Annotated in this window: 19 protein-coding genes; 10 read left to right on the top strand and 9 right to left on the bottom strand. The window is 54.1% G+C overall.

Annotated features, from left to right (window positions below; translation table 11 throughout):
• Positions 1-5 precede the first annotated feature (5 nt).
• A complete protein-coding gene (mnmH, locus tag ABVN36_RS16550) occupies positions 6-1,100 on the top strand; it encodes a tRNA 2-selenouridine(34) synthase MnmH (protein WP_001154075.1) in 1,095 nt (364 codons plus the stop codon).
• 38 nt (positions 1,101-1,138) lie between these two features.
• On the opposite strand, the gene ABVN36_RS16545 is transcribed toward mnmH, so the two are convergent.
• The 6 genes from ABVN36_RS16545 to ybbA form a co-directional block, all read right to left on the bottom strand.
• Entirely contained in the window at positions 1,139-1,798 is a 660-nt protein-coding gene (locus ABVN36_RS16545; RefSeq protein WP_000342247.1) for a methionine ABC transporter permease, read from the bottom strand.
• Positions 1,791-2,807: a virulence-associated ABC transporter ATP-binding protein SfbB gene (gene sfbB, locus ABVN36_RS16540; protein WP_000569660.1), complete on the bottom strand. Its 1,017-nt coding sequence runs from the start codon at positions 2,805-2,807 to the stop codon at positions 1,791-1,793. Before sfbB ends, ABVN36_RS16545 begins: the two co-directional genes overlap by 8 nt.
• A 36-nt stretch (positions 2,808-2,843) precedes the next feature.
• Positions 2,844-3,674: a MetQ/NlpA family ABC transporter substrate-binding protein gene (locus tag ABVN36_RS16535; protein WP_000524311.1), complete on the bottom strand. Its 831-nt coding sequence runs from the start codon at positions 3,672-3,674 to the stop codon at positions 2,844-2,846.
• 256 nt (positions 3,675-3,930) lie between these two features.
• A complete protein-coding gene (locus ABVN36_RS16530) occupies positions 3,931-5,064 on the bottom strand; it encodes a porin (RefSeq protein WP_000152869.1) in 1,134 nt (377 codons plus the stop codon).
• A gap of 185 nt (positions 5,065-5,249) precedes the next feature.
• On the bottom strand, positions 5,250-7,664 hold the full coding sequence (gene ybbP / locus ABVN36_RS16525) for a putative ABC transporter permease subunit YbbP (RefSeq protein WP_023137945.1): 2,415 nt from the start codon (positions 7,662-7,664) through the stop codon (positions 5,250-5,252).
• Complete coding sequence (gene ybbA / locus ABVN36_RS16520; protein ID WP_001110598.1) at positions 7,661-8,347, bottom strand: putative ABC transporter ATP-binding protein YbbA; 687 nt, start codon at positions 8,345-8,347, stop codon at positions 7,661-7,663. Before ybbA ends, ybbP begins: the two co-directional genes overlap by 4 nt.
• On the opposite strand from ybbA, the gene tesA reads away from it, so the two are divergent.
• From tesA to cnoX, 3 genes are all read left to right on the top strand, one after another.
• Positions 8,318-8,932, top strand: coding sequence for a multifunctional acyl-CoA thioesterase I/protease I/lysophospholipase L1 (tesA, locus tag ABVN36_RS16515; protein WP_001010574.1), 615 nt, complete (start codon positions 8,318-8,320; stop codon positions 8,930-8,932). The genes ybbA and tesA overlap by 30 nt on opposite strands.
• Before the next feature lie 154 nt (positions 8,933-9,086).
• Positions 9,087-9,857 (top strand): SDR family oxidoreductase, encoded by a 771-nt coding sequence (locus tag ABVN36_RS16510; protein ID WP_001172804.1) that lies wholly within the window; start codon positions 9,087-9,089, stop codon positions 9,855-9,857.
• Between the two features lie 59 nt (positions 9,858-9,916).
• Positions 9,917-10,771: a chaperedoxin gene (gene cnoX, locus ABVN36_RS16505; RefSeq protein WP_000116056.1), complete on the top strand. Its 855-nt coding sequence runs from the start codon at positions 9,917-9,919 to the stop codon at positions 10,769-10,771.
• 85 nt (positions 10,772-10,856) lie between these two features.
• On the opposite strand, the gene fetB is transcribed toward cnoX, so the two are convergent.
• Both fetB and fetA read right to left on the bottom strand, forming a co-directional pair.
• Positions 10,857-11,636, bottom strand: a complete 780-nt coding sequence (fetB, locus tag ABVN36_RS16500) for an iron efflux ABC transporter permease subunit FetB (protein ID WP_001002130.1) — start codon at positions 11,634-11,636, stop codon at positions 10,857-10,859.
• The gene (gene fetA / locus ABVN36_RS16495; RefSeq protein ID WP_023137944.1) at positions 11,623-12,300 is read right to left on the bottom strand and encodes an iron efflux ABC transporter ATP-binding subunit FetA; all 678 of its coding nucleotides are present in this window, start codon (positions 12,298-12,300) and stop codon (positions 11,623-11,625) included. The genes fetB and fetA overlap by 14 nt, the downstream gene beginning before the upstream one ends.
• A gap of 146 nt (positions 12,301-12,446) precedes the next feature.
• Here fetA and ABVN36_RS16490 point away from each other — a divergent pair, with 146 nt between their 5' ends.
• Both ABVN36_RS16490 and ABVN36_RS16485 read left to right on the top strand, forming a co-directional pair.
• Positions 12,447-13,364 carry an SPFH domain-containing protein gene (locus ABVN36_RS16490; protein WP_000906146.1) on the top strand — a complete coding sequence of 306 codons (918 nt, stop codon included), beginning with the start codon at positions 12,447-12,449 and terminating at the stop codon, positions 13,362-13,364.
• Positions 13,361-13,813, top strand: a complete 453-nt coding sequence (locus ABVN36_RS16485) for an NfeD family protein (protein ID WP_000561177.1) — start codon at positions 13,361-13,363, stop codon at positions 13,811-13,813. The genes ABVN36_RS16490 and ABVN36_RS16485 overlap by 4 nt, the downstream gene beginning before the upstream one ends.
• On the opposite strand, the gene cueR is transcribed toward ABVN36_RS16485, so the two are convergent.
• Positions 13,814-14,230: a Cu(I)-responsive transcriptional regulator gene (gene cueR / locus ABVN36_RS16480; protein WP_001026760.1), complete on the bottom strand. Its 417-nt coding sequence runs from the start codon at positions 14,228-14,230 to the stop codon at positions 13,814-13,816.
• A 109-nt stretch (positions 14,231-14,339) separates the two neighbouring features.
• Between cueR and copA the strand changes: the two genes are divergently transcribed.
• The 4 genes from copA (at position 14,340) to ybaK (ending at position 19,384) form a co-directional block, all read left to right on the top strand.
• Positions 14,340-16,841, top strand: coding sequence for a copper-exporting P-type ATPase CopA (gene copA, locus ABVN36_RS16475; protein ID WP_023137943.1), 2,502 nt, complete (start codon positions 14,340-14,342; stop codon positions 16,839-16,841).
• Positions 16,842-16,995: 154 nt separating this feature from the next.
• Positions 16,996-17,823 (top strand): lysozyme inhibitor LprI family protein, encoded by an 828-nt coding sequence (locus ABVN36_RS16470; protein ID WP_050901218.1) that lies wholly within the window; start codon positions 16,996-16,998, stop codon positions 17,821-17,823.
• Between the two features lie 85 nt (positions 17,824-17,908).
• Complete coding sequence (locus ABVN36_RS16465) at positions 17,909-18,703, top strand: TraB/GumN family protein (protein ID WP_000421861.1); 795 nt, start codon at positions 17,909-17,911, stop codon at positions 18,701-18,703.
• A 201-nt stretch (positions 18,704-18,904) separates the two neighbouring features.
• Positions 18,905-19,384 carry a Cys-tRNA(Pro)/Cys-tRNA(Cys) deacylase YbaK gene (gene ybaK / locus ABVN36_RS16460; RefSeq protein ID WP_000186618.1) on the top strand — a complete coding sequence of 160 codons (480 nt, stop codon included), beginning with the start codon at positions 18,905-18,907 and terminating at the stop codon, positions 19,382-19,384.
• Positions 19,385-19,413 lie beyond the last annotated feature (29 nt).

Here is a 19,413-nt window from a genome sequence, read left to right as displayed (position 1 = left end):
ACGTTATGCAAGACAGACAAAAAGCACAGGACTATCGCGCGCTCCTCCTTGCCGATACGCCTTTAATTGATGTACGCGCGCCGATTGAGTTTGAACAGGGCGCCATGCCGGGCGCTATCAACCTGCCATTGATGATGGATGACGAGCGAGCCGCCGTCGGCACCTGCTACAAACGTCAGGGCGCGGATGCGGCGTTAGCGCTGGGGCATCGGCTGGTTTGCGGCGACATTCGCCAGCAGCGGCTTGAGGCCTGGAAAGCCGCGTATCAACGTTTCCCCAACGGGTATCTGTGCTGCGCGCGCGGCGGTCAGCGGTCACATATCGTACAACGTTGGCTGCAAGAAACAGGGATTGACTGCCCGCTTATTGAAGGCGGCTATAAAGCGCTGCGCCAGACAGCAATTCAGGCGACCTGGCAACTGGCGCAAAAACCGATACTTTTAATTGGCGGCTGTACGGGCAGCGGCAAAACGCAACTGGTACGACAACAGCCCAACGGCGTGGATCTGGAAGGTCTCGCGCGTCATCGCGGCTCCTCTTTTGGCCGCACGCTGAACCCCCAGCTCAGCCAGGCCAGTTTTGAAAACAAACTTGCCGTTGAATTGCTGAAAATTAACGCGCATCAGACGCTAAAAAGGTGGGTACTGGAAGATGAAGGGCGAACGATCGGTGCCAACCATCTGCCTGAGTGTTTACGCGAAAGAATGGCGCAGGCCCCCATTGCGGTAGTGGAAGATCCGTTTGCGCTTCGTCTGGAACGACTGCGTGAAGAGTATTTCATCCGTATGCATCACGACTTCACCCACGCCTACGGCGATGAAGCCGGTTGGCAGGCGTATAGTGAATATCTTCATCATGGACTGTTCGCTATTCGCCGCCGTCTGGGGTTGCAACGCTTTGCCGAACTGACGGACACGCTGGATAGGGCGCTGGCAGAGCAATTATCCAGCGGCAGCACCGACGGCCATATGGCATGGCTGGTTCCGCTACTTAACGAATATTACGACCCGATGTATCGCTATCAACTGGAGAAAAAAGCCGCGAATATCGTTTTTCGCGGCCCATGGCAAGAGGTTGCCAACTGGCTAAAAGCGCAATAGCTTATTTTTATTGCCGGCTGACGCTACATTGAGCCGGCTTAGTGTCTGTCGCGCTTGTCGGCACGTTTTGCCAGCCAGTCACCCAGCATCTGAACGACCTGAACCAGCACAATCAGCGCCACCACGGTAACAACCATCACTTCGGTTTCGTAACGGTAGTAGCCATAGCGAATCGCCAGGTCGCCTACCCCGCCGCCGCCGACAATCCCGGCCATCGCCGAGTAGCCGATTAAGCTTACCAACGTAATCGTCAGGCCGCGCAGCAGCCCTGCGCTGGCTTCCGGCAACAGTACGGTACAGATAATACGCATCGGACTAGCGCCGAATGCCAGCGCCGCCTCAATAATCCCTTTATCGACTTCACGGAGCGCGCTATCTACCAGGCGTGCATAAAACGCGATTGCGGCCACCGACAGCGGGACGGAGGCTGCAATCGGGCCAATGGTATTGCCCAGCAAAAGCTGCGTTAGCGGCAGTAACAGCACCAGTAAAATAACAAATGGCACCGAGCGGATAATATTCACCAGAACCGAGGCGACGAGATAAATAAAACGGTTCTGCCAGAACAGATGACGATCGGTGACAAAAATCAGAAAACCGAGCGGTAGACCGCCAAGAATCGCCAGCACCGTTGAAATACTCAACATCTGGAAAGTTTCATTGAACGCCAGCGTTAAATCCGGCAATAAATCATCCACGGATCACCTCCACCTGTGCGGTACGTTGACGGATATGCTCCACGGCGGCGGCCACCGCCGTTGGATTATGCGGCGCGGTTAATTGCACCACCAGAATGCCCAACGCGCGTTCGCCGATATACTCAATCTTGCCATGCAGGATATTGACCGCGACGCCAAACTTGATCGCCACCTCCGACAGTACCGGCTGCTCCGCCGAATCGCCGATAAACAAAATTTTCAGCAACTGCCCGGGCAGGTGTTCCCGTAAGCGTTCCGGCAGGGTCAAATTAAGGGTATGAGACACCAGTTGCTGTGTGAAAGCGTGTTGCGGGTGGGCAAACACATCAAACACCTCGCCCGATTCCACAACCTTACCGCCCGACATCACCGCCACGCGATCGCAAATAGATTTGATCACGTTCATTTCATGGGTGATCAGCACAATAGTAATCCCAAGCTGTGCGTTGATCTGTCTGAGCAGGGCCAGAATCGTGGCGGAAGTTTCCAGATCCAGAGCGGAAGTCGGTTCGTCACACAACAACACATCCGGATGGTTAGCGATGGCGCGGGCTATCCCCACCCGCTGTTTTTGCCCGCCGCTGAGCTGTACCGGGAAACGGTTCGCTTTATCGGCAAGGCCCACCAGCGTTAAAATTTCCGCCACCCGTGGCGCGATTTTGCTGCGTTCCCAGCCAGCCGCTTTCAGGCTAAACGCCACGTTTTGCGCCACTGTCCGGGTATGCATTAAGTTAAAATGCTGGAAAATCATACCAATACGCTGCCGCGCCTGGCGTAACGCTTTTCCGTCCAGCGCCGAAATTTCCACGCCGTTGACGTTGACGCGCCCCTGACTGGGACGCGTTAAGGCGTTCAGGGTACGCAGCAGAGTGCTTTTTCCTGCGCCGCTGGTACCGACAATGCCAAAAATCTCGCCCGCGGCGATATGCAGGCTCACATCATCCACCGCGCGCGTGGGGGTACCGCGACCGGCGGTAAAATCGACGCAGACTTTTTCTATTTCAATCATATTCACCTCAGAAATTGGGGATGGCCACCGCTGCGATCAGGGTGTCGCGGTCATCCATTCCGGTTTCTGGAAGGCGCTATAAATATTCTTTGGATCGTCGATGACCGCGCGATAAGCCGGCGATTTCACCGCCTCGACAATATCTTTGGCAAACGGCTTATCGGCATCTTCACTGCGTACCGCAATGATATTTTTCAGGTTCTCATCCAGGTGTTCCTGCTTAATCGCGCTGGAGAGATCGAGTCCTGCCGCCACCGCAAAGTTCCCGTTAACCAGCGCGCCGGTCACGCCATCCAGCGTGCGTGGTAGCTGTGCGGCTTCCAGCGGTTTGAAAACCAGTCCTTTTGGATTGCTGGCGATATCTCGTTCAGAGGCTTTGGTCGGATCGATATTGTCCTTAATCGTGATCAGCCCCAACGATTGCAGGAAGCGAAGGCCGCGCGCCAGGTTAGTCGGATCGTTGGAGAGGGTAATAATGTCCCCTTTTTTAAGCGCATCCAGACTGTTGATTTTACGTGAATAGAAGCCCATCCCGGCGGTCGGTACCACAATAAGTTTGCTGAGCTTCAGCCCTTTGTCAGCGGTGAATTTGTCAAAATAGAGGGTATGTTGAAAGAGGTTGGCGTCAATGCTGCCGTTAGCTAACGCCATATTGGGCTGGACATAGTCGCTAAACTCGCGCACCACGACCTTATACCCTTTTTCTTTTAATGTCGGCGCAATCGCCTGCTTCACCATGTCGCCATACGGCCCTGGCGCGACGCCAAATACGATCGTTTGCGGGGAACCATCGGCATGGGCAAACTGTAATCCGCAGGCCAGTAATAGCGTGCTGGCCGCAATGCGTAAACTCTGACGCAATCCCATAATTTCTCCATTTTAAATAGTGTGATGCTGTGCCGGATGCCGTTCATGCGGCATCGTCTGTTTTGGCCCAAACGAAAGGCTATTTCTTAACATGACACAGATCACAGCCTGCTGTCCTTGAAATTATTTCATGATGTTTCCTGGTGTGTCGTTAAATGTACGAGGCAGGCGCTCAGGCGTGTGTCAGGCGGGAATAGCGTAGAGGGAAATGCCGGATAAGAGGTCTTAACGCCAACATCCGGCAGAGGAAAACGCTTTAGAAATCGTAACGCAGACGCACCAGGTTCATATCGCCCAGATTGTCAGTGCTGGAGGTGAAAACATGTTCATAATCAACGCGGAAACCATAATCCAGTTGGAAGGTGATCCCCACGCCGTTATCGGTGCGCAGATAGTCGCGGCCATTCACATATTCAATGCGGTCGCCCATAAAGTACGGTTGAATAGCTTTCACGGCATACTGACCAATCGGGAAAGCGTAACCGACAAAATATTCCAGACCCCACGCATCGCCGGCAAAGTAATCATTCACAGACACTTTTTTGGTCGTCATAAAGTTCTGATACCAACCGCCGCCTGCGGCGATAGTCCAGTTTTCCGGCGTCCAGCTTAACGCGGTACCGACAATATTTTGATCGTAAGTTTTATTGCCGTTGCCGCGCATCTCCGCACGGGTATAGTTCCATGCCGTCCCCCAGGTCAGATCGTCGGTGAGATGGTAATCCGCGCCTAAAGAACCGCCGCCTTTACGCTTGTAATTCAGGCCGTTATTGGCATTATAATCGTCGCTGAACAGATAAGATGCGTAGAGATCGACATTGCCAATGCTTTTCTTATACTTCAAGGACTTACGCGTGCGATAAGAACCATCGTAGTCGCCGTTAATCCCGTTGCCCGGCGCCTGACCTATCATGTCGTAATCCCAGATATCGGTTTTTACGCCCACCACATCGTAATAAATGCTGTTCTGTTGACCGAAGGTCAGCGTTCCCCACGTCGCGCTCTTGAAGCCGGTATACAGCATACGGCGAGTGGTATCAGTCGCGCCCTTCGCATAATGATTATCCCAGTCAAATACCGCAGGGATATTGACGCCCAGCTCGTAATAGCTAATCCAACTGATATCATCAAACAGATAGTAATCCGCGGCGAAGCGGAAACGCGTCCCGCCATCAAAACCATTACGTTTATAACCGTTCGCGCCGTCATTGCCGGTCATATTCTGGAACTGCGGACGAATACTCCCGCCAACGGTGAAATTGAGTCGGCTGAGTGGATTACCCGCCTGGGGATCTTGTTTTAAAACGGTGATTTCCGCCTGAGTGGCGAAAGGCATGAAAGCCACTGCCGCGCCGATCGATGCCGCCAACGCTGTTATTTTAATTGTCATTATATTTTCCTTGATAGATAGCCAATCCAAATCATTTAGCAGGCAAATAATAACTGTTATAAAACCTTACGTGTTGTGTATTTTTTAATGATTTGTGCTACTAAAAATCAAGGAGTTATCAATTTGTGCGACTAAAAAAGTACGCGCCGTTTTAAAAACCGGCGCGAAATTATTCACATCATGAATCATCCGCTAAACTGTCGGAATAGCGCTTTGCCTTTCAGCAAACGAACGCCAAGCCAGCCGCCGCATACGGAAAGCAGCAGCGCGCCGCAAAACGGCAGTGCGCCCCATAAACGCCAGTCCGGCTCCCAAGGGAAATCAAAAACGTTAATTTGTAAGATCGCCAGCGCCGTCTCCGCGCCAATCGCGGCGACCAACCCGGCAACTAACCCCAGCATGGCGAATTCGCACCAGAGTGTGGTACGCAACAGTTTCTTTCCGGCTCCTAACGTGCGCCACACCACCAGCTCCTGATGGCGCTGACGCATACCGACCTGTACCTGGGCCAGTAATAGCAACATGCCGCAGAGGGTGACTAGCACAACCATCACCTCCAGCGCCCGACTGACCTGCTCCAGCACCTGTCCCACCTGTTTCAGGATCGCCCCGATATCTAACAGGCTGACGGTAGGAAACTCGCGGTTAAGCTGCGTTAACATGCCGTTGCCATTCTCCCAGCGAAAACTGGTCAACCAGCTTTGCGGTTGCCCGTCCAGCGCCCCGGAAGGAAAAATGAAGAAAAAGTTGGGCCGCAGGCTTTCCCAGTCCACTTGACGCAGGCTGGTGACTTTAGCGCTAAATGCCTGGGTATCGCCCATAAAGGTTACGCTATCGCCGAGTTTGACGTTCAGCCGCTTCGCCAGCCCCTCTTCCATAGAGACTTCGCCCGATTTTGGCGGCCAGTGACCGGCGACCAGCGGATTATGCGCCGGGCGCGTATCCTGCCAGGTCAAATTCAGTTCACGGTTGAGTGACTCATCCTGCTGACCTTCCGTCGGATTACCGTTTATCCTGGTTAACCGCGCCCGCACAATCGGATAAAACGTCTGCGGAATCACCTGATGTTCCGCCAAAAAGGCTTTCAGCGGCACGACCTGCTCTGAAGCAATATTGATAAGGAAATAGTTCGGACTTTCCGGCGGGAGCTGCTGTTGCCAGCGATCAAGGAGGTCGCCGCGCAGCACCAGCAAGAGCGCCAGCAGCATAAACGAAAGCGAAAACGCCGAAAGCTGACTCAACGTTGACCACGGCTGACGCAGAAGTCGGCTGACGGCCAGACGCAGCGGTAGCGACGTCAACGTCATGCCGCGCAGCACGTTAAGCAGCATCCAGCCCACCAGACCGCACAGCAGCGCCAGTATCACGGCGCCCGCCAGAACCGCCCACAACAGCATACTTCCGCCCATCAATCCGGCGAGCAGCGCCACCACGACGGCGCAGGCGACAGGCAAATAAATTTTTAACGGCCAGACGCGAGCGACAACGTCGCGGCGCAGCACCCGTAGCGGCTGGGTCGCCAGCAACAATCGATAAGGCCGTAAACCGACCAGCAGAGAGATGACCGTCATCGCGCCCAGCGCCCACAGCCAGGGCCACAGGCTGGCGGGCGGCAAATCGGCGGGCAGTACCGGTTTTAGCAGCACCAGCAATATGTTTTCAAACAGTAACCCAATCGCGCCTCCCGTGACGGCGGAAAGCCCCAGCACCATCAACCACTGTCCGATGATAAGTTTACGTAACTGGGCCCGGCCCGCGCCCAACGTTTTTAAAATCGCCACCAGATCGTAGCGGCTACGGCAGTAATGGCTCATCGCCACCGCGACGGCAGCTACCGCCAGCAGTAGCGTTAATAACGCCGAAAGCAGCAAAAACTGCTGCGAACGTTCGAGCGATTTCCCCAATGCCCCGTCATCCTGCTCCAGTCCGTACCAGCGATGTTCCGGTTTAAGCTGCGGTAACAGCCAGCTTTCATAGCCAGCAAGCTGTTGCGGCGTTCCGCCGAATTTATACCGCCACATCACGCGGCTCCCCGGCTGTATCGCACCGGTTTTTGCCACATCGGCCATATTCATCATCAGACGCGGCGCCATCTGAAAAGGGTTAAATCCGGAATCCGGCTCCTGCACCACTTCACCGGCAATACGCAAGGTCACGTCGCCGACATCAATGGTATCGCCCGTTTTCAAATTAAGCAGCGCCATCAGACGCGGCGCCAGCAGTACGCTACCCGGCTGCGGTTTCACTCCGTCAGGACGGGTTTGCAATTCGCCGTACATCGGATAAACGCTATCTACCGCCTTCACGCTGGCCAGTTGCGGCGTATCGCCGGCAAACGTCATGGTCGCAAAGGTTAACTGCTCGCCCACGTTAAGGCCGCGTTTACGCGCCTCTTCAAGCCAGGCCTTCGGTACCTCCCGCGAACTTTGCAGCGTCCGATCGCCTGCCATAAACTCGCGGCTTTGCTGACTTAACCCTTTTTCCATCCGGTCGCTGATACTGCCGAGCGCCAGTACGCAGGCCACCGCCAGACTCAACGCCAGCCAGACAATAATCAGCGACGGCGAGCGCCATTCGCGCCAGAACCAGCGAGCTATCATGCCTCCTCCTGTAACTGACCGTTGACCAACCGCAGCCGCCGGTCGCAGCGCGCCGCCAGCGCCGGGTCGTGCGTCACCAGAATCAGCGTGGTGCCGTGTTCGCGGTTAAGCGAAAATAGCAGGTCGGCGATTTTATCTCCGGTCTGACGGTCAAGGTTGCCCGTCGGCTCATCGGCAAACAGCACATCAGGACGCCCGTTAAACGCGCGCGCCAGCGCTACGCGCTGCTGTTCGCCGCCGGAAAGCTGTGCCGGAAGGTGGTCAAGCCGTTTTCCCAGTCCCAGTTGTTCGAGCAGCGCTTTCGCCCCCGCCTTACTCTGACCGCTGTTTTCACCGCGTAGCAGGGCCGGTAGCTCAACGTTTTCCAGCGCGTTAAGCGTAGGAATAAGCATAAAGGATTGAAAAACAAAACCGACATGCTGAGCGCGAAGCTGCGCCCGCGCCTCTTCGTCCATCTGGTGAAGCGGTTTCCCGACCAGACTGACCTCTCCGCTACTGCCGTCATCCAGTCCGGCGAGAATCGCCAGCAGCGTAGATTTTCCCGATCCTGATTCGCCAATCAGCGCAATGGTTTCACCGCGTTTGACAACCAGTTCAACTCCGGTAAGGATGGAAAGCTCATGCTCACCCTGACCGACGGACTTCCTGAGACGATGAACTTCAACACTGTTTTCCGCTGGCATTTGCCCTTCCTGTTTTTGATCCTGTTAACTTTCCGTGCCGCCGCCGCAGACACCTTATTAATTCTGGGCGATAGCCTCAGCGCCGGTTACCGTATGGCCGCCAGCGCGGCATGGCCGTCGCTCCTTAATGATAAATGGCAAAACAAAACGTCGGTCGTTAATGCCAGTATAAGCGGTGATACCTCACAGCAGGGACTGGCGCGTTTGCCGGCGCTGTTGCAACAGCATCACCCGCGCTGGGTAGTGGTGGAACTTGGCGGCAACGATGGCCTACGCGGTTTTGCGCCTGCGCAAACCGAACAGACGCTACGTAAAATCATTCAGACGGTGAAAGCCGCCGATGCCCAACCGTTACTGATGCAAATTCATCTGCCCGCTAACTACGGTCGCCGTTATAATGAATCCTTTAGCGCCATTTATCCTAAGCTCGCCAAAGAGTTCGATATTCCTCTGTTACCGTTTTTTATGGAAGAGGTATATCTGAAACCGCAGTGGATGCAGGATGACGGCATTCATCCCAACCGCGACGCCCAGCCGTTTATTGCCGACTGGATGGCGAAGCAGTTGACCCCTTTTCTCTCCTGAATAATTCGAGTTGCATGAAGGCGGCACGTAAGAGAATTTCCAGGAGCATAGATACCTATGTGACTGGAGTAAACGAACGCACAGGCAACTTGAAGTATGACGGATATAGTTAACCACGACTCTTAAATCAACGGAGATCCTGACAGGTAAAGTTATGCAAAAATCGGTCTTAATAACAGGATGTTCCAGCGGAATCGGTCTGGACAGCGCGCTTGAACTTAAACGCCAGGGCTTTCAAATCCTGGCGGGCTGCCGCAAACCTGATGATGTCGCCCGGATGAACAGTATGGGATTTACCGGCGTGTTGATCGATCTCGACTCCCCTGAAAGCGTGGATCGTGCCGCCGATGAAGTGATCGCCCTGACCGATAATCGTCTGTATGGGATCTTTAACAATGCCGGCTACGGCGTATATGGCCCCCTTTCCACCATCAGCCGTGAGCAGATGGAGCAACAGTTTTCCAGTAATTTCTTCGGCGCGCATCAGCTTACTATGCGCTTACTTCCCGCCATGTTGCCGCATGGCGAAGGACGCATTGTGATGACCTCATCGGTGATGGGGCTGATTTCCACCCCAGGGCGCGGCGCTTACGCCGCCAGCAAATATGCGCTCGAAGCCTGGTCTGACGCGCTACGTATGGAGCTACGGCACACAGGCATTAAAGTGAGCCTGATAGAACCGGGGCCGATTCGTACCCGTTTTACGGATAACGTTAACCAGACGCAGCGTGATAAACCGGTAGAAAATCCCGGCATCGCCGCACGTTTCACCCGCGATCCTGACGCGGTAGTAGCGAAAGTGCGTCATGCTTTTGCAAGCGATAAACCCAGGCTGCGCTACCCCGTTACGCTGGTCACCTGGGCGGTGATGGCGCTGAAACGCCTATTGCCGGGCCGGATGCTGGATAAAATTTTACAAAGCTGAGTTGAAGCGCGCCAGTCAGCCCCCATGTAAACGTGACACAGACAAAAGAGAGCGACGCCATGTCCGTACAGAACATTGTCAATATTAATGAATCCAACCTGCAACAGACCTTAGAGCAGTCCATGACCACGCCGGTACTGTTCTATTTCTGGTCTGAACGCAGCCAACACTGTCTGCAATTAACGCCAGTGCTGGAAAGTCTGGCTGCCCAGTACCACGGTCAGTTTATTCTGGCAAAGCTGGACTGCGACGCCGAACAGATGATCGCCGCTCAGTTTGGTCTGCGCGCCATCCCGACTGTCTATCTGTTCCAGAATGGCCAACCGGTCGATGGTTTCCAGGGGCCGCAGCCGGAAGAGGCAATCCGCGCTCTGCTGGATAAAGTACTGCCGCGTGAAGAAGAGCTAAAAGCGCAACAAGCGATGCAGTTAATGCAGGAGGGCAACTACATTGACGCGCTGCCGTTGCTCAAAGACGCCTGGCAGCTCTCTTCGCAGAACGGTGAGATTGGCCTGTTACTGGCGGAAGCGCAAATTGCGCTGAACCGCTCTGAAGAGGCCGAAGCGGTGTTAAAAACTATCCCGCTACAGGATCAGGATACCCGTTATCAGGGGCTGGTCGCGCAGATCGAACTGCTTAAACAGGCGGCGGATACGCCGGAAATTCAGCAACTTCAGCAGCAAGTCGCGGAGAACCCGCAGGATGCGGCTTTGGCAACGCAACTGGCGTTGCAGTTGCACCAGGTCGGACGTAATGAAGAAGCGCTGGAATTGCTGTTCAGCCATTTGAGAAAAGATCTTACCGCCGCCGAGGGACAGACGCGCAAAACCTTCCAGGAGATCCTTGCCGCGCTCGGCACCGGCGACGCGCTGGCGTCGAAATACCGCCGCCAGTTGTACGCGCTACTGTATTAATCCTCTCTTGCCTGATGGCGCGCTTATCTGGCCTACCTGTCGTCCTCAGGCCGGATAAGGCGCTTGCGCCATCATCCGGCAACTATCATGATTTCTTGAGCGGCATCACTACCAACTGATGACGCGAATTATAGAACTTCCGGTAGGTTAAATAGCAGGCAATGATGGTAGACAGGCTGGCTGTCGACAACAGCATAAACGTTACCATAATTTGATATTTAATCGCTTTTACCGGATCGATCCCGGCAAAAATCAGCCCGGACATCATCCCCGGCAGGCTCACCAGCCCAACGGTCTTTGCCGAGTCGATCGTCGGGATAAGCGATGCGCGGATACTATCGCGGATAAGCCCGGCGGAGGCCATTTTCGGCGTTGCGCCCAAACTTAACTTTTCCTGGATTTGCTGCTGCTCGCTGTGAAAACGTAGCCCCAGTTGGTTGTAGCACAGCCCTACCGCTACCATCGCATTACCGGCGACCATGCCAGCGATGGGAATCACCTGCATCGGCGCAAATTCAATCGAACCGGTAAGCACCAGTACCGTCAGCGTTAGTCCGGCGCCGACGGTGATGGCGATAAACGAGGAGAGAAATGCCTTATCGATATATTTACTGCGCTTTTGCGCGTTCCAGGCGGCGTTAAAACAGATGAACAGCACCATCAGCAGCGTCAGGGCGGCATGATTAACGCCAAAGATGTATTTCAGTACATAGCCGACAATAATGAGCTGTATCACCGCCCGGCATACGCTCCACAGAATATCTTTTTCCAGCGCCAGCTTTTCCTTGTGACTGATGAGCATCGCGACCACCACCAGCAGCATCGATAACGCCAGCGAGGTATTGGTAATATTATGCTCGTTCATAACGCGCCTCCTGCATCTCTCCGGCAGATGGCGTTAACGTTATCACCTTATCCGCGTGTTGAATTTCATCTTTATCATGCGTTACCCACAAGACAGCGACCTGCTTATCGCGAACATAGCGATGAATAATATCATTCACATTCCGTTTGTTATGTTCATCCAGCGCGCTGGTTATTTCGTCGAGTAACAGTATTTTCGGCAGAAACTGTAGATTACGAATTAGAGCAATACGCTGTTTTTCCCCGCCGGAAAGCGCGGCAATCGGTTTTTGCAGAATCGTCTCCGGCAGTTCAAAACGCGCCAGATCGTCTGCGAAGGCTGTCGGCTGCGGGCGCTGATGACGAATTTGCCAGGGAAAAATCAGGTTATCGTAAACCGTATCGCCAAATAGCGCTGGCGTCTGAGCGCAATAAGAAACCTGCTGGCGATAGGCTTCCGGACTCAGAGTAGTAATATCCCGCCCCTCAAAAAGAATCACGCCGATATCAGGGCTTATTAACGAGGCCACCATTTTCAACAACGTACTTTTTCCGCAGCCAGAAGGACCGGTAATTAACTTAAATTCGCCGCGTTGCAGCGTAAAACTGATGTTATTCACTATTTTTGTCGTCGCAGTCCGGTAACCGACCTGCTTTAACTCAAGCAACATGCTACGTTCTGTCATTTATTGCGCATCCGTTGTTCATATTTTTATAGCGATAGTGTATCCCTGTAATTAATAAGGGGGGAACATGCTTTACTGAATCAGGTATAATTCGCTTAATTCGTCAGCAAAATCGGTTTATGGACAACGCAACAGGAGGTTTAGCTATGCTCATTCTTATCCCTATTCTCATTTTCGTCGCGCTGGTGATCGTCGGCGCGGGCGTCAAAATCGTTCCGCAGGGATACCAGTGGACGGTGGAGCGCTTTGGACGTTACACCAAAACCCTGCAGCCGGGATTAAGCCTTGTTGTACCGTTTATGGACAGAATTGGTCGCAAGATCAATATGATGGAGCAAGTGCTGGATATTCCGTCGCAGGAGGTTATCTCAAAAGATAACGCCAACGTCACTATCGATGCGGTCTGTTTTATTCAGGTTATCGATGCGCCGCGCGCCGCTTATGAAGTCAGTAACCTGGAACTGGCGATCATTAACCTGACCATGACCAATATCCGTACGGTGCTCGGTTCGATGGAGCTGGATGAAATGCTCTCCCAGCGCGACAGCATCAACACGCGGCTGCTGCATATTGTCGATGAAGCCACCAACCCGTGGGGAATTAAAGTTACCCGTATCGAAATTCGCGATGTCCGCCCGCCCGCGGAATTGATCTCCTCTATGAACGCCCAGATGAAAGCGGAACGTACCAAACGCGCCTATATCCTTGAGGCCGAAGGGGTACGTCAGGCGGAAATCCTGAAAGCCGAGGGGGAAAAACAGTCGCAGATTCTGAAAGCCGAAGGCGAACGTCAGTCCGCTTTCCTGCAGGCGGAAGCGCGCGAACGTTCCGCCGAAGCGGAAGCCCGCGCTACGCAGATGGTGTCTGAAGCCATCGCCGCCGGGGATATTCAGGCGATAAACTACTTCGTGGCGCAGAAATACACCGAAGCGTTACAGCAAATCGGCTCGGCGAATAACAGCAAAGTGGTCATGATGCCGCTGGATGCCAGCAGTCTGATGGGCGCTATCGCCGGGATCAGCGAGCTGGTTAAGGACAGCGCCAGCGAACGGAAAAAAGCATGATAGCGATGATTCTGGTGCATCCGCATATCTTCTGGCTTAGCCTCGGCGGCCTGTTGTTGGCTGCGGAAATGCTCGGCGGTAACGGCTATTTGCTGTGGAGCGGCGTGGCGGCAGTGATTACCGGCTTAACCGTCTGGCTCTTACCGCTCGGCTGGGAATGGCAGGGCGTGCTGTTTGCGGCCTTAACGTTACTGGCGGCCTGGCTTTGGTGGCGCTGGCTGGCGCGTCGCGTGCGGGAACAAAAGCCGACCGACAGCCGCCTTAACCAACGCGGACAACAACTGGTAGGCCGCCGGTTTATGCTTGATGCCGCGTTAGTGAACGGACGGGGTCATATGCGTGTCGGCGACAGCTCGTGGCCGGTATGCGCTGACGAAGACCTGCGCGCAGGTACGCATGTCGAAGTGATCGCCGTGGAAGGCATCACCTTACGCATTCGTGCCGTTTAATCAACGTGGCTTTTGCGCCTTGTGATGACAGCAGCCGGAAAGATTATCAATAATCGGGCAGTCGGCGCTGTCATCGCCGGGACAACTCTCCGCCAGCGCCAGCAGTTGATCGCGCATTGATTGCAGCTCGCTGATATGGCGCTCGATCTCCGCGACCTTTTCCAGCGTCCGCTTTTTCACATCTGCGCTATGGCGTCGCGGATCGTTAAACAGATTGACCAGTTCGCCACACTCTTCCAGATTAAACCCCACCTGCCTCGCCTGTCGCAGCAACGTCAGCTCGTTTAAATGCTTCTGCGTGTAGGTGCGATAACCATTTTCGCTACGTAATGGCGGCGTCACCAGCCCTTTCTCTTCATAAAACCGAATGGCTTTGCTGGTTAAACCGGTTTTTTTCGCCACATCGCTAATATTCATATTTCCCCCTTGACCTTAACCTTGCTGGAAGGTTTAACCTTTATCACAGTGAGTCACTACGATTACTAAGGTCAATGAATTGATGACCAATCATAAAGGAGTTTTTACTATGTCTCAAACTATCGACCTGACCCTGGACGGTTTGTCCTGCGGTCATTGCGTTAAACGCGTGAAAGAAAGTCTTGAACAACGTCCGGATGTTGAGCTGGCGGACGTCACCGTAACCGAAGCGCACGTTACCGGTACCGCCAGTGCGGACTCGTTAATTGAAACCATCAAACAGGCCGGGTATGGCGCGACGTTAAGCCACCCAAAGGCTAAACCGCTGACGGAGTCATCAATCCCGTCGGAAGCACTGGCAGCGGTTCCTCATGAGCTTCCGGTAGCGACGGCCGATGAAGAAAGCCAACAGTTGCTGTTAAGCGGCATGAGCTGCGCCAGTTGTGTCACCCGCGTACAACATGCGCTACAAAGCGTACCGGGCGTCACACAGGCACGGGTAAACCTGGCGGAACGCACTGCGCTGGTGATGGGCAGCGCGTCCGCCGCTGATTTAGTGCAGGCGGTGGAAAAAGCCGGCTACGGCGCAGAGGCGATTGAAGATGACATCAAACGCCGCGAGCGCCAGCAGGAAACCGCCATCGCCACCATGAAACGTTTTCGCTGGCAGGCCATCGTCGCTCTGGCGGTCGGTATACCGGTCATGGTCTGGGGGATGATCGGCGATAACATGATGGTGACCGGCGACAACCGCAGCCTGTGGCTGGCTATTGGCCTGATCACGCTTGCGGTGATGGTCTTTGCGGGCGGTCACTTTTACCGTAACGCGTGGAAAAGCCTGCTGAACGGCACAGCGACGATGGATACGCTGGTGGCGCTCGGCACCGGGGTCGCCTGGCTCTACTCCATGAGCGTCAACCTGTGGCCGCAGTGGTTCCCGATGGAAGCACGGCACCTCTATTACGAAGCCAGCGCGATGATTATCGGTCTGATTAATCTCGGACACATGCTGGAAGCGCGCGCCCGTCAGCGTTCCTCAAAAGCGCTGGAAAAATTACTCGATCTCACCCCGCCCACCGCACGCGTCGTGACAGAAGACGGCGAAAAAAGCGTCCCGCTGGCGGACGTTCAGCCAGGGATGCTGCTGCGGCTCACTACCGGCGATCGCGTGCCGGTGGATGGCGAAATTACCCAGGGCGAAGCGTGGCTTGATGAAGCCATGCTGACCGGCGAACCCATTCCGCAGCAAAAAGGCGAAGGCGACAGCGTTCATGCCGGCACCGTCGTCCAGGACGGCAGCGTCCTGTTCCGCGCCAGCGCGGTGGGCAGTCATACCACGCTGTCACGCATTATTCGCATGGTACGCCAGGCGCAGAGCAGTAAACCGGAAATTGGCCAACTGGCCGATAAAATCTCCGCGGTATTCGTTCCCGTCGTCGTGGCCATTGCGCTGTTCAGCGCCGCTATCTGGTATTTCTTCGGACCGGCGCCGCAAATTGTTTATACGCTGGTCATCGCCACCACCGTACTGATTATCGCCTGCCCTTGCGCATTAGGCCTGGCGACGCCAATGTCGATTATTTCCGGCGTAGGCCGCGCTGCCGAATTCGGCGTGCTGGTACGCGACGCCGATGCCCTGCAACGCGCCAGTACGCTGGATACCCTCGTTTTTGATAAAACCGGGACGCTGACGGAAGGCAAGCCGCAAGTGGTGGCGGTAAAAACCTTTAACGGCGTTGATGAAGCTCAGGCATTACGTCTGGCAGCCGCGCTCGAACAAGGCTCCAGCCACCCGCTGGCCCATGCGATTCTGGAAAAAGCCGGCGACGATAAACTGCCGCAGGTGAACGGTTTCAGAACGCTACGCGGACTGGGCGTCAGCGGTGAAGCGGAAGGTCATCAACTGCTTCTGGGGAACCAGGCGTTGCTGAACGAACAGCACGTCGCCACGGATGATATGACGGCAGAAATCACCGCGCAGGCCTCGCAAGGCTCGACTCCGGTCCTGCTGGCGATTGACGGTAAAGCGGCGGCGTTACTGGCGGTACGCGATCCATTGCGCAGCGATAGTATTGCCGCGCTTGAACGCCTGCACAACGCCGGATACCGTCTGGTAATGCTCACCGGGGATAACCCAACGACGGCTAACGCGATTGCCAAAGAAGCGGGCATTGATGAAGTGATTGCGGGCGTTCTGCCGGATGGCAAAGCCGATGCGATTAAACGTCTGCAAAGCCAGGGTCGTCAGGTTGCGATGGTCGGCGATGGTATCAACGATGCGCCCGCGCTGGCGCAGGCGGACGTCGGTATCGCGATGGGCGGCGGCAGCGATGTGGCGATTGAAACCGCGGCGATTACGCTGATGCGCCATAGTCTGATGGGCGTGGCGGATGCGCTGGCCATTTCGCGCGCGACGTTGCGCAATATGAAGCAAAACCTGCTTGGCGCATTTATCTACAACAGCATTGGTATCCCGGTGGCCGCCGGTATTCTGTGGCCGTTTACCGGTACCTTGTTAAACCCGGTAGTAGCGGGCGCGGCAATGGCGCTGTCTTCCATTACCGTCGTCAGCAATGCCAACCGGCTATTACGCTTTAAACCGAAAGCGTAAAAAGTCTCTATCAGGCAGCATCAGCTGCCTGATATATTATTAAGCCATCAGTAATTTACCGTATCAATATATATAAAATTTAACCGCACATCCTGTAGAAAAATAAAAATCAACATTTTATAATGTTTTTTTGAATCATAAGGATGTGTTATTTATGTTTAGAAAAGCAGTTACGCTTCTTTTCCTGCTTTCTCCCGCCGTCAGTTATGCAGGGTTATTTGATTCCACTCCAGAGTTAAAATGTGGCAACGATAATGCAGTCACGGCGGCAAAAGAATGGATTTACAATGAAGCATTAGGTCGTTTACAGCAAGACTATATTAAAGAGCCCTCCACGCTTTTCTTCGATATCCCCCAGACTCAATACGAGCAACAACTCCGGGCTATTCCTGTTCAATTCAGTGATGTAATCACGCAGAACCCTCAAGCAGAAAATGCCAACTTACGAACTTGCTCGGCTACCGTCGCCATGGGTATTCCTCAGCCATTATTTAAATTAATGAAAGACTTACCAAACACTCTATTCTATATTTCACAAGGGGATGGACAGGTAATAAACAATACGGTGACCTGGAAACAGGTTAACTACAATATTCAGCTAGCAGACAACAACAAAGATATTGTTGTCACCTCTGTGCAAAAAACCGATAAATTGGCGCGATCTATTTATGTAATGGCAAGAATGACGGTATCTGGTGATAGTATTATAAAGAAAAAAAATAACTCACTGATTGAAATCGCAGCAAAGAAATTTGAGAGTAGAGATCGCGAGCTTAATCAGGTCTGGAAATCGCTACCCGCTTCTGCCCGAACGGCATTAAAACAAGAGCAGCGAGTCTGGGTGACAAAAAAAGAGCAGCAGTGCGGCAAACTTAGCGATGCCAAATCCGAGGCCATACCCGCTGAAAAGCGCATCAGTATTTATAAATGCCAGCTTGAAATGACCATCGCCAGAACGGCCTATCTCAACGGCAGCGAATAACCCGACCGATCGTTGACGTCCCGTCAGGGCGCATTGCGCCCTTTTCTCCAACGCGCTAGCATGAGCTTTTTCAAAGGGAGCGCGTATGGAGTTATTAAATCAACTTAAACGTTTATGGCGCGCGCTGCGTGGTACCCCAAATAGTTGGCCTGCTATCGATCTCTCCCTGCCCGGCGGTCGTCATCTGCATCTGGTTGGCAGTATTCATATGGGGACGCGCGATATGGCTCCTCTTCCAGCAAAGCTGGTGAAAAAACTACGCCAGGCCGACGCGCTGGTCGTTGAAGCGGATATTTCTGGTAACGAAACGCCATTCAGCAATCTCCCCAAATGCCCGCCGTTGGTCGAACGTCTCAGCGCCGGGCAGTTAAGCGCACTGGAAAAACGGGTCAGCGAGTTGGGTATGCCGCTGATCCATTTTGATAATCAACCTTTATGGCAGATAGCTATGGTGCTACAGGCCACGCAGGCGCAACGGCTGGGATTGCGTCCGGACTATGGCATTGATTATCAGCTATTACAGGCTGCCCGCGAAATGTCGCTGCCGGTGCAAGAGCTGGAAGGGGCGAAACACCAGCTCGAACTACTCTGCGATCTGCCCGATGGCGGGATGGCGCTGCTCGACGACACGCTGACGCACTGGCACACCAACGCACGGCTTTTGCAGGTGATGATCGGCTGGTGGCTTGAACAGCCGCCGACCAGCGTCGGCGCTTCGCTCCCCAGAACGTTTAGCCAACCGCTGTATGATGTACTGATGGTGAAACGCAATGAAGCCTGGCGCGACGCGCTGCTGGCACTGCCGCCGGGACGCTACGTGGTAGCCGTAGGGGCGCTACATCTGTACGGCGAAGGCAACCTACCGCAAATATTGAAATAAAAAAATGGCCAATATCGCTATTGGCCCGTCAAAGAGGAATTTCATCGTTATTATTATCCCGACGCTTTCGCTTCGGATCTTCAGATTGTCGCTCAAAGTTGCCGCAACTGCCAAGACCTAATGCACAAGATTATACTATTTTTTAGTCCGCTTTCGGGCGTATGCTGATGGCAAATCACGTCTGTAGTAAGAAGGAACGTTATGACACCCGCAGTTAAGTTACTCGAAAAAAACAAGATTCCGTTTAACATTCACACCTACGATCACGATCCGAATGAAACTAACTTTGGCGATGAAGTGGTGCGCAAGCTCGGGCTAAACGCCGATCAGGTGTATAAAACGCTTTTGGTTGCCGTGAATGGCGATATGAAGCAACTGGCCGTCGCCGTGACGCCTGTAGCCGGACAGCTGGATTTGAAAAAAGTCGCCAAAGCTCTGGGCGCGAAAAAGGTCGATATGGCCGACCCGATGGTGGCGCAACGCACCACGGGATATCTGGTCGGCGGGATCAGTCCGCTGGGACAGAAGAAACGGCTGCCTACGCTGATTGACGCGCCAGCCCGCACGTTTGCCACTATATATGTTTCCGGTGGTAAACGCGGGCTGGATATTGAACTGGCGGCTGACGATTTGGCCGCCATACTGGGTGCTAAATTCGCTGATATCGCGCGTCGGGATTAAGCCTGCGTAAAATACATTGCCGGATAGCG

The organism is Salmonella sp. SJTUF15581, from assembly GCF_043356775.1.
Taxonomy (GTDB): Bacteria; Pseudomonadota; Gammaproteobacteria; order Enterobacterales; family Enterobacteriaceae; genus Salmonella; species Salmonella enterica.
The sequence above is the reverse complement of the archived record's forward strand: the minus strand, read 5'-3'. Positions and strand labels throughout refer to the sequence as shown.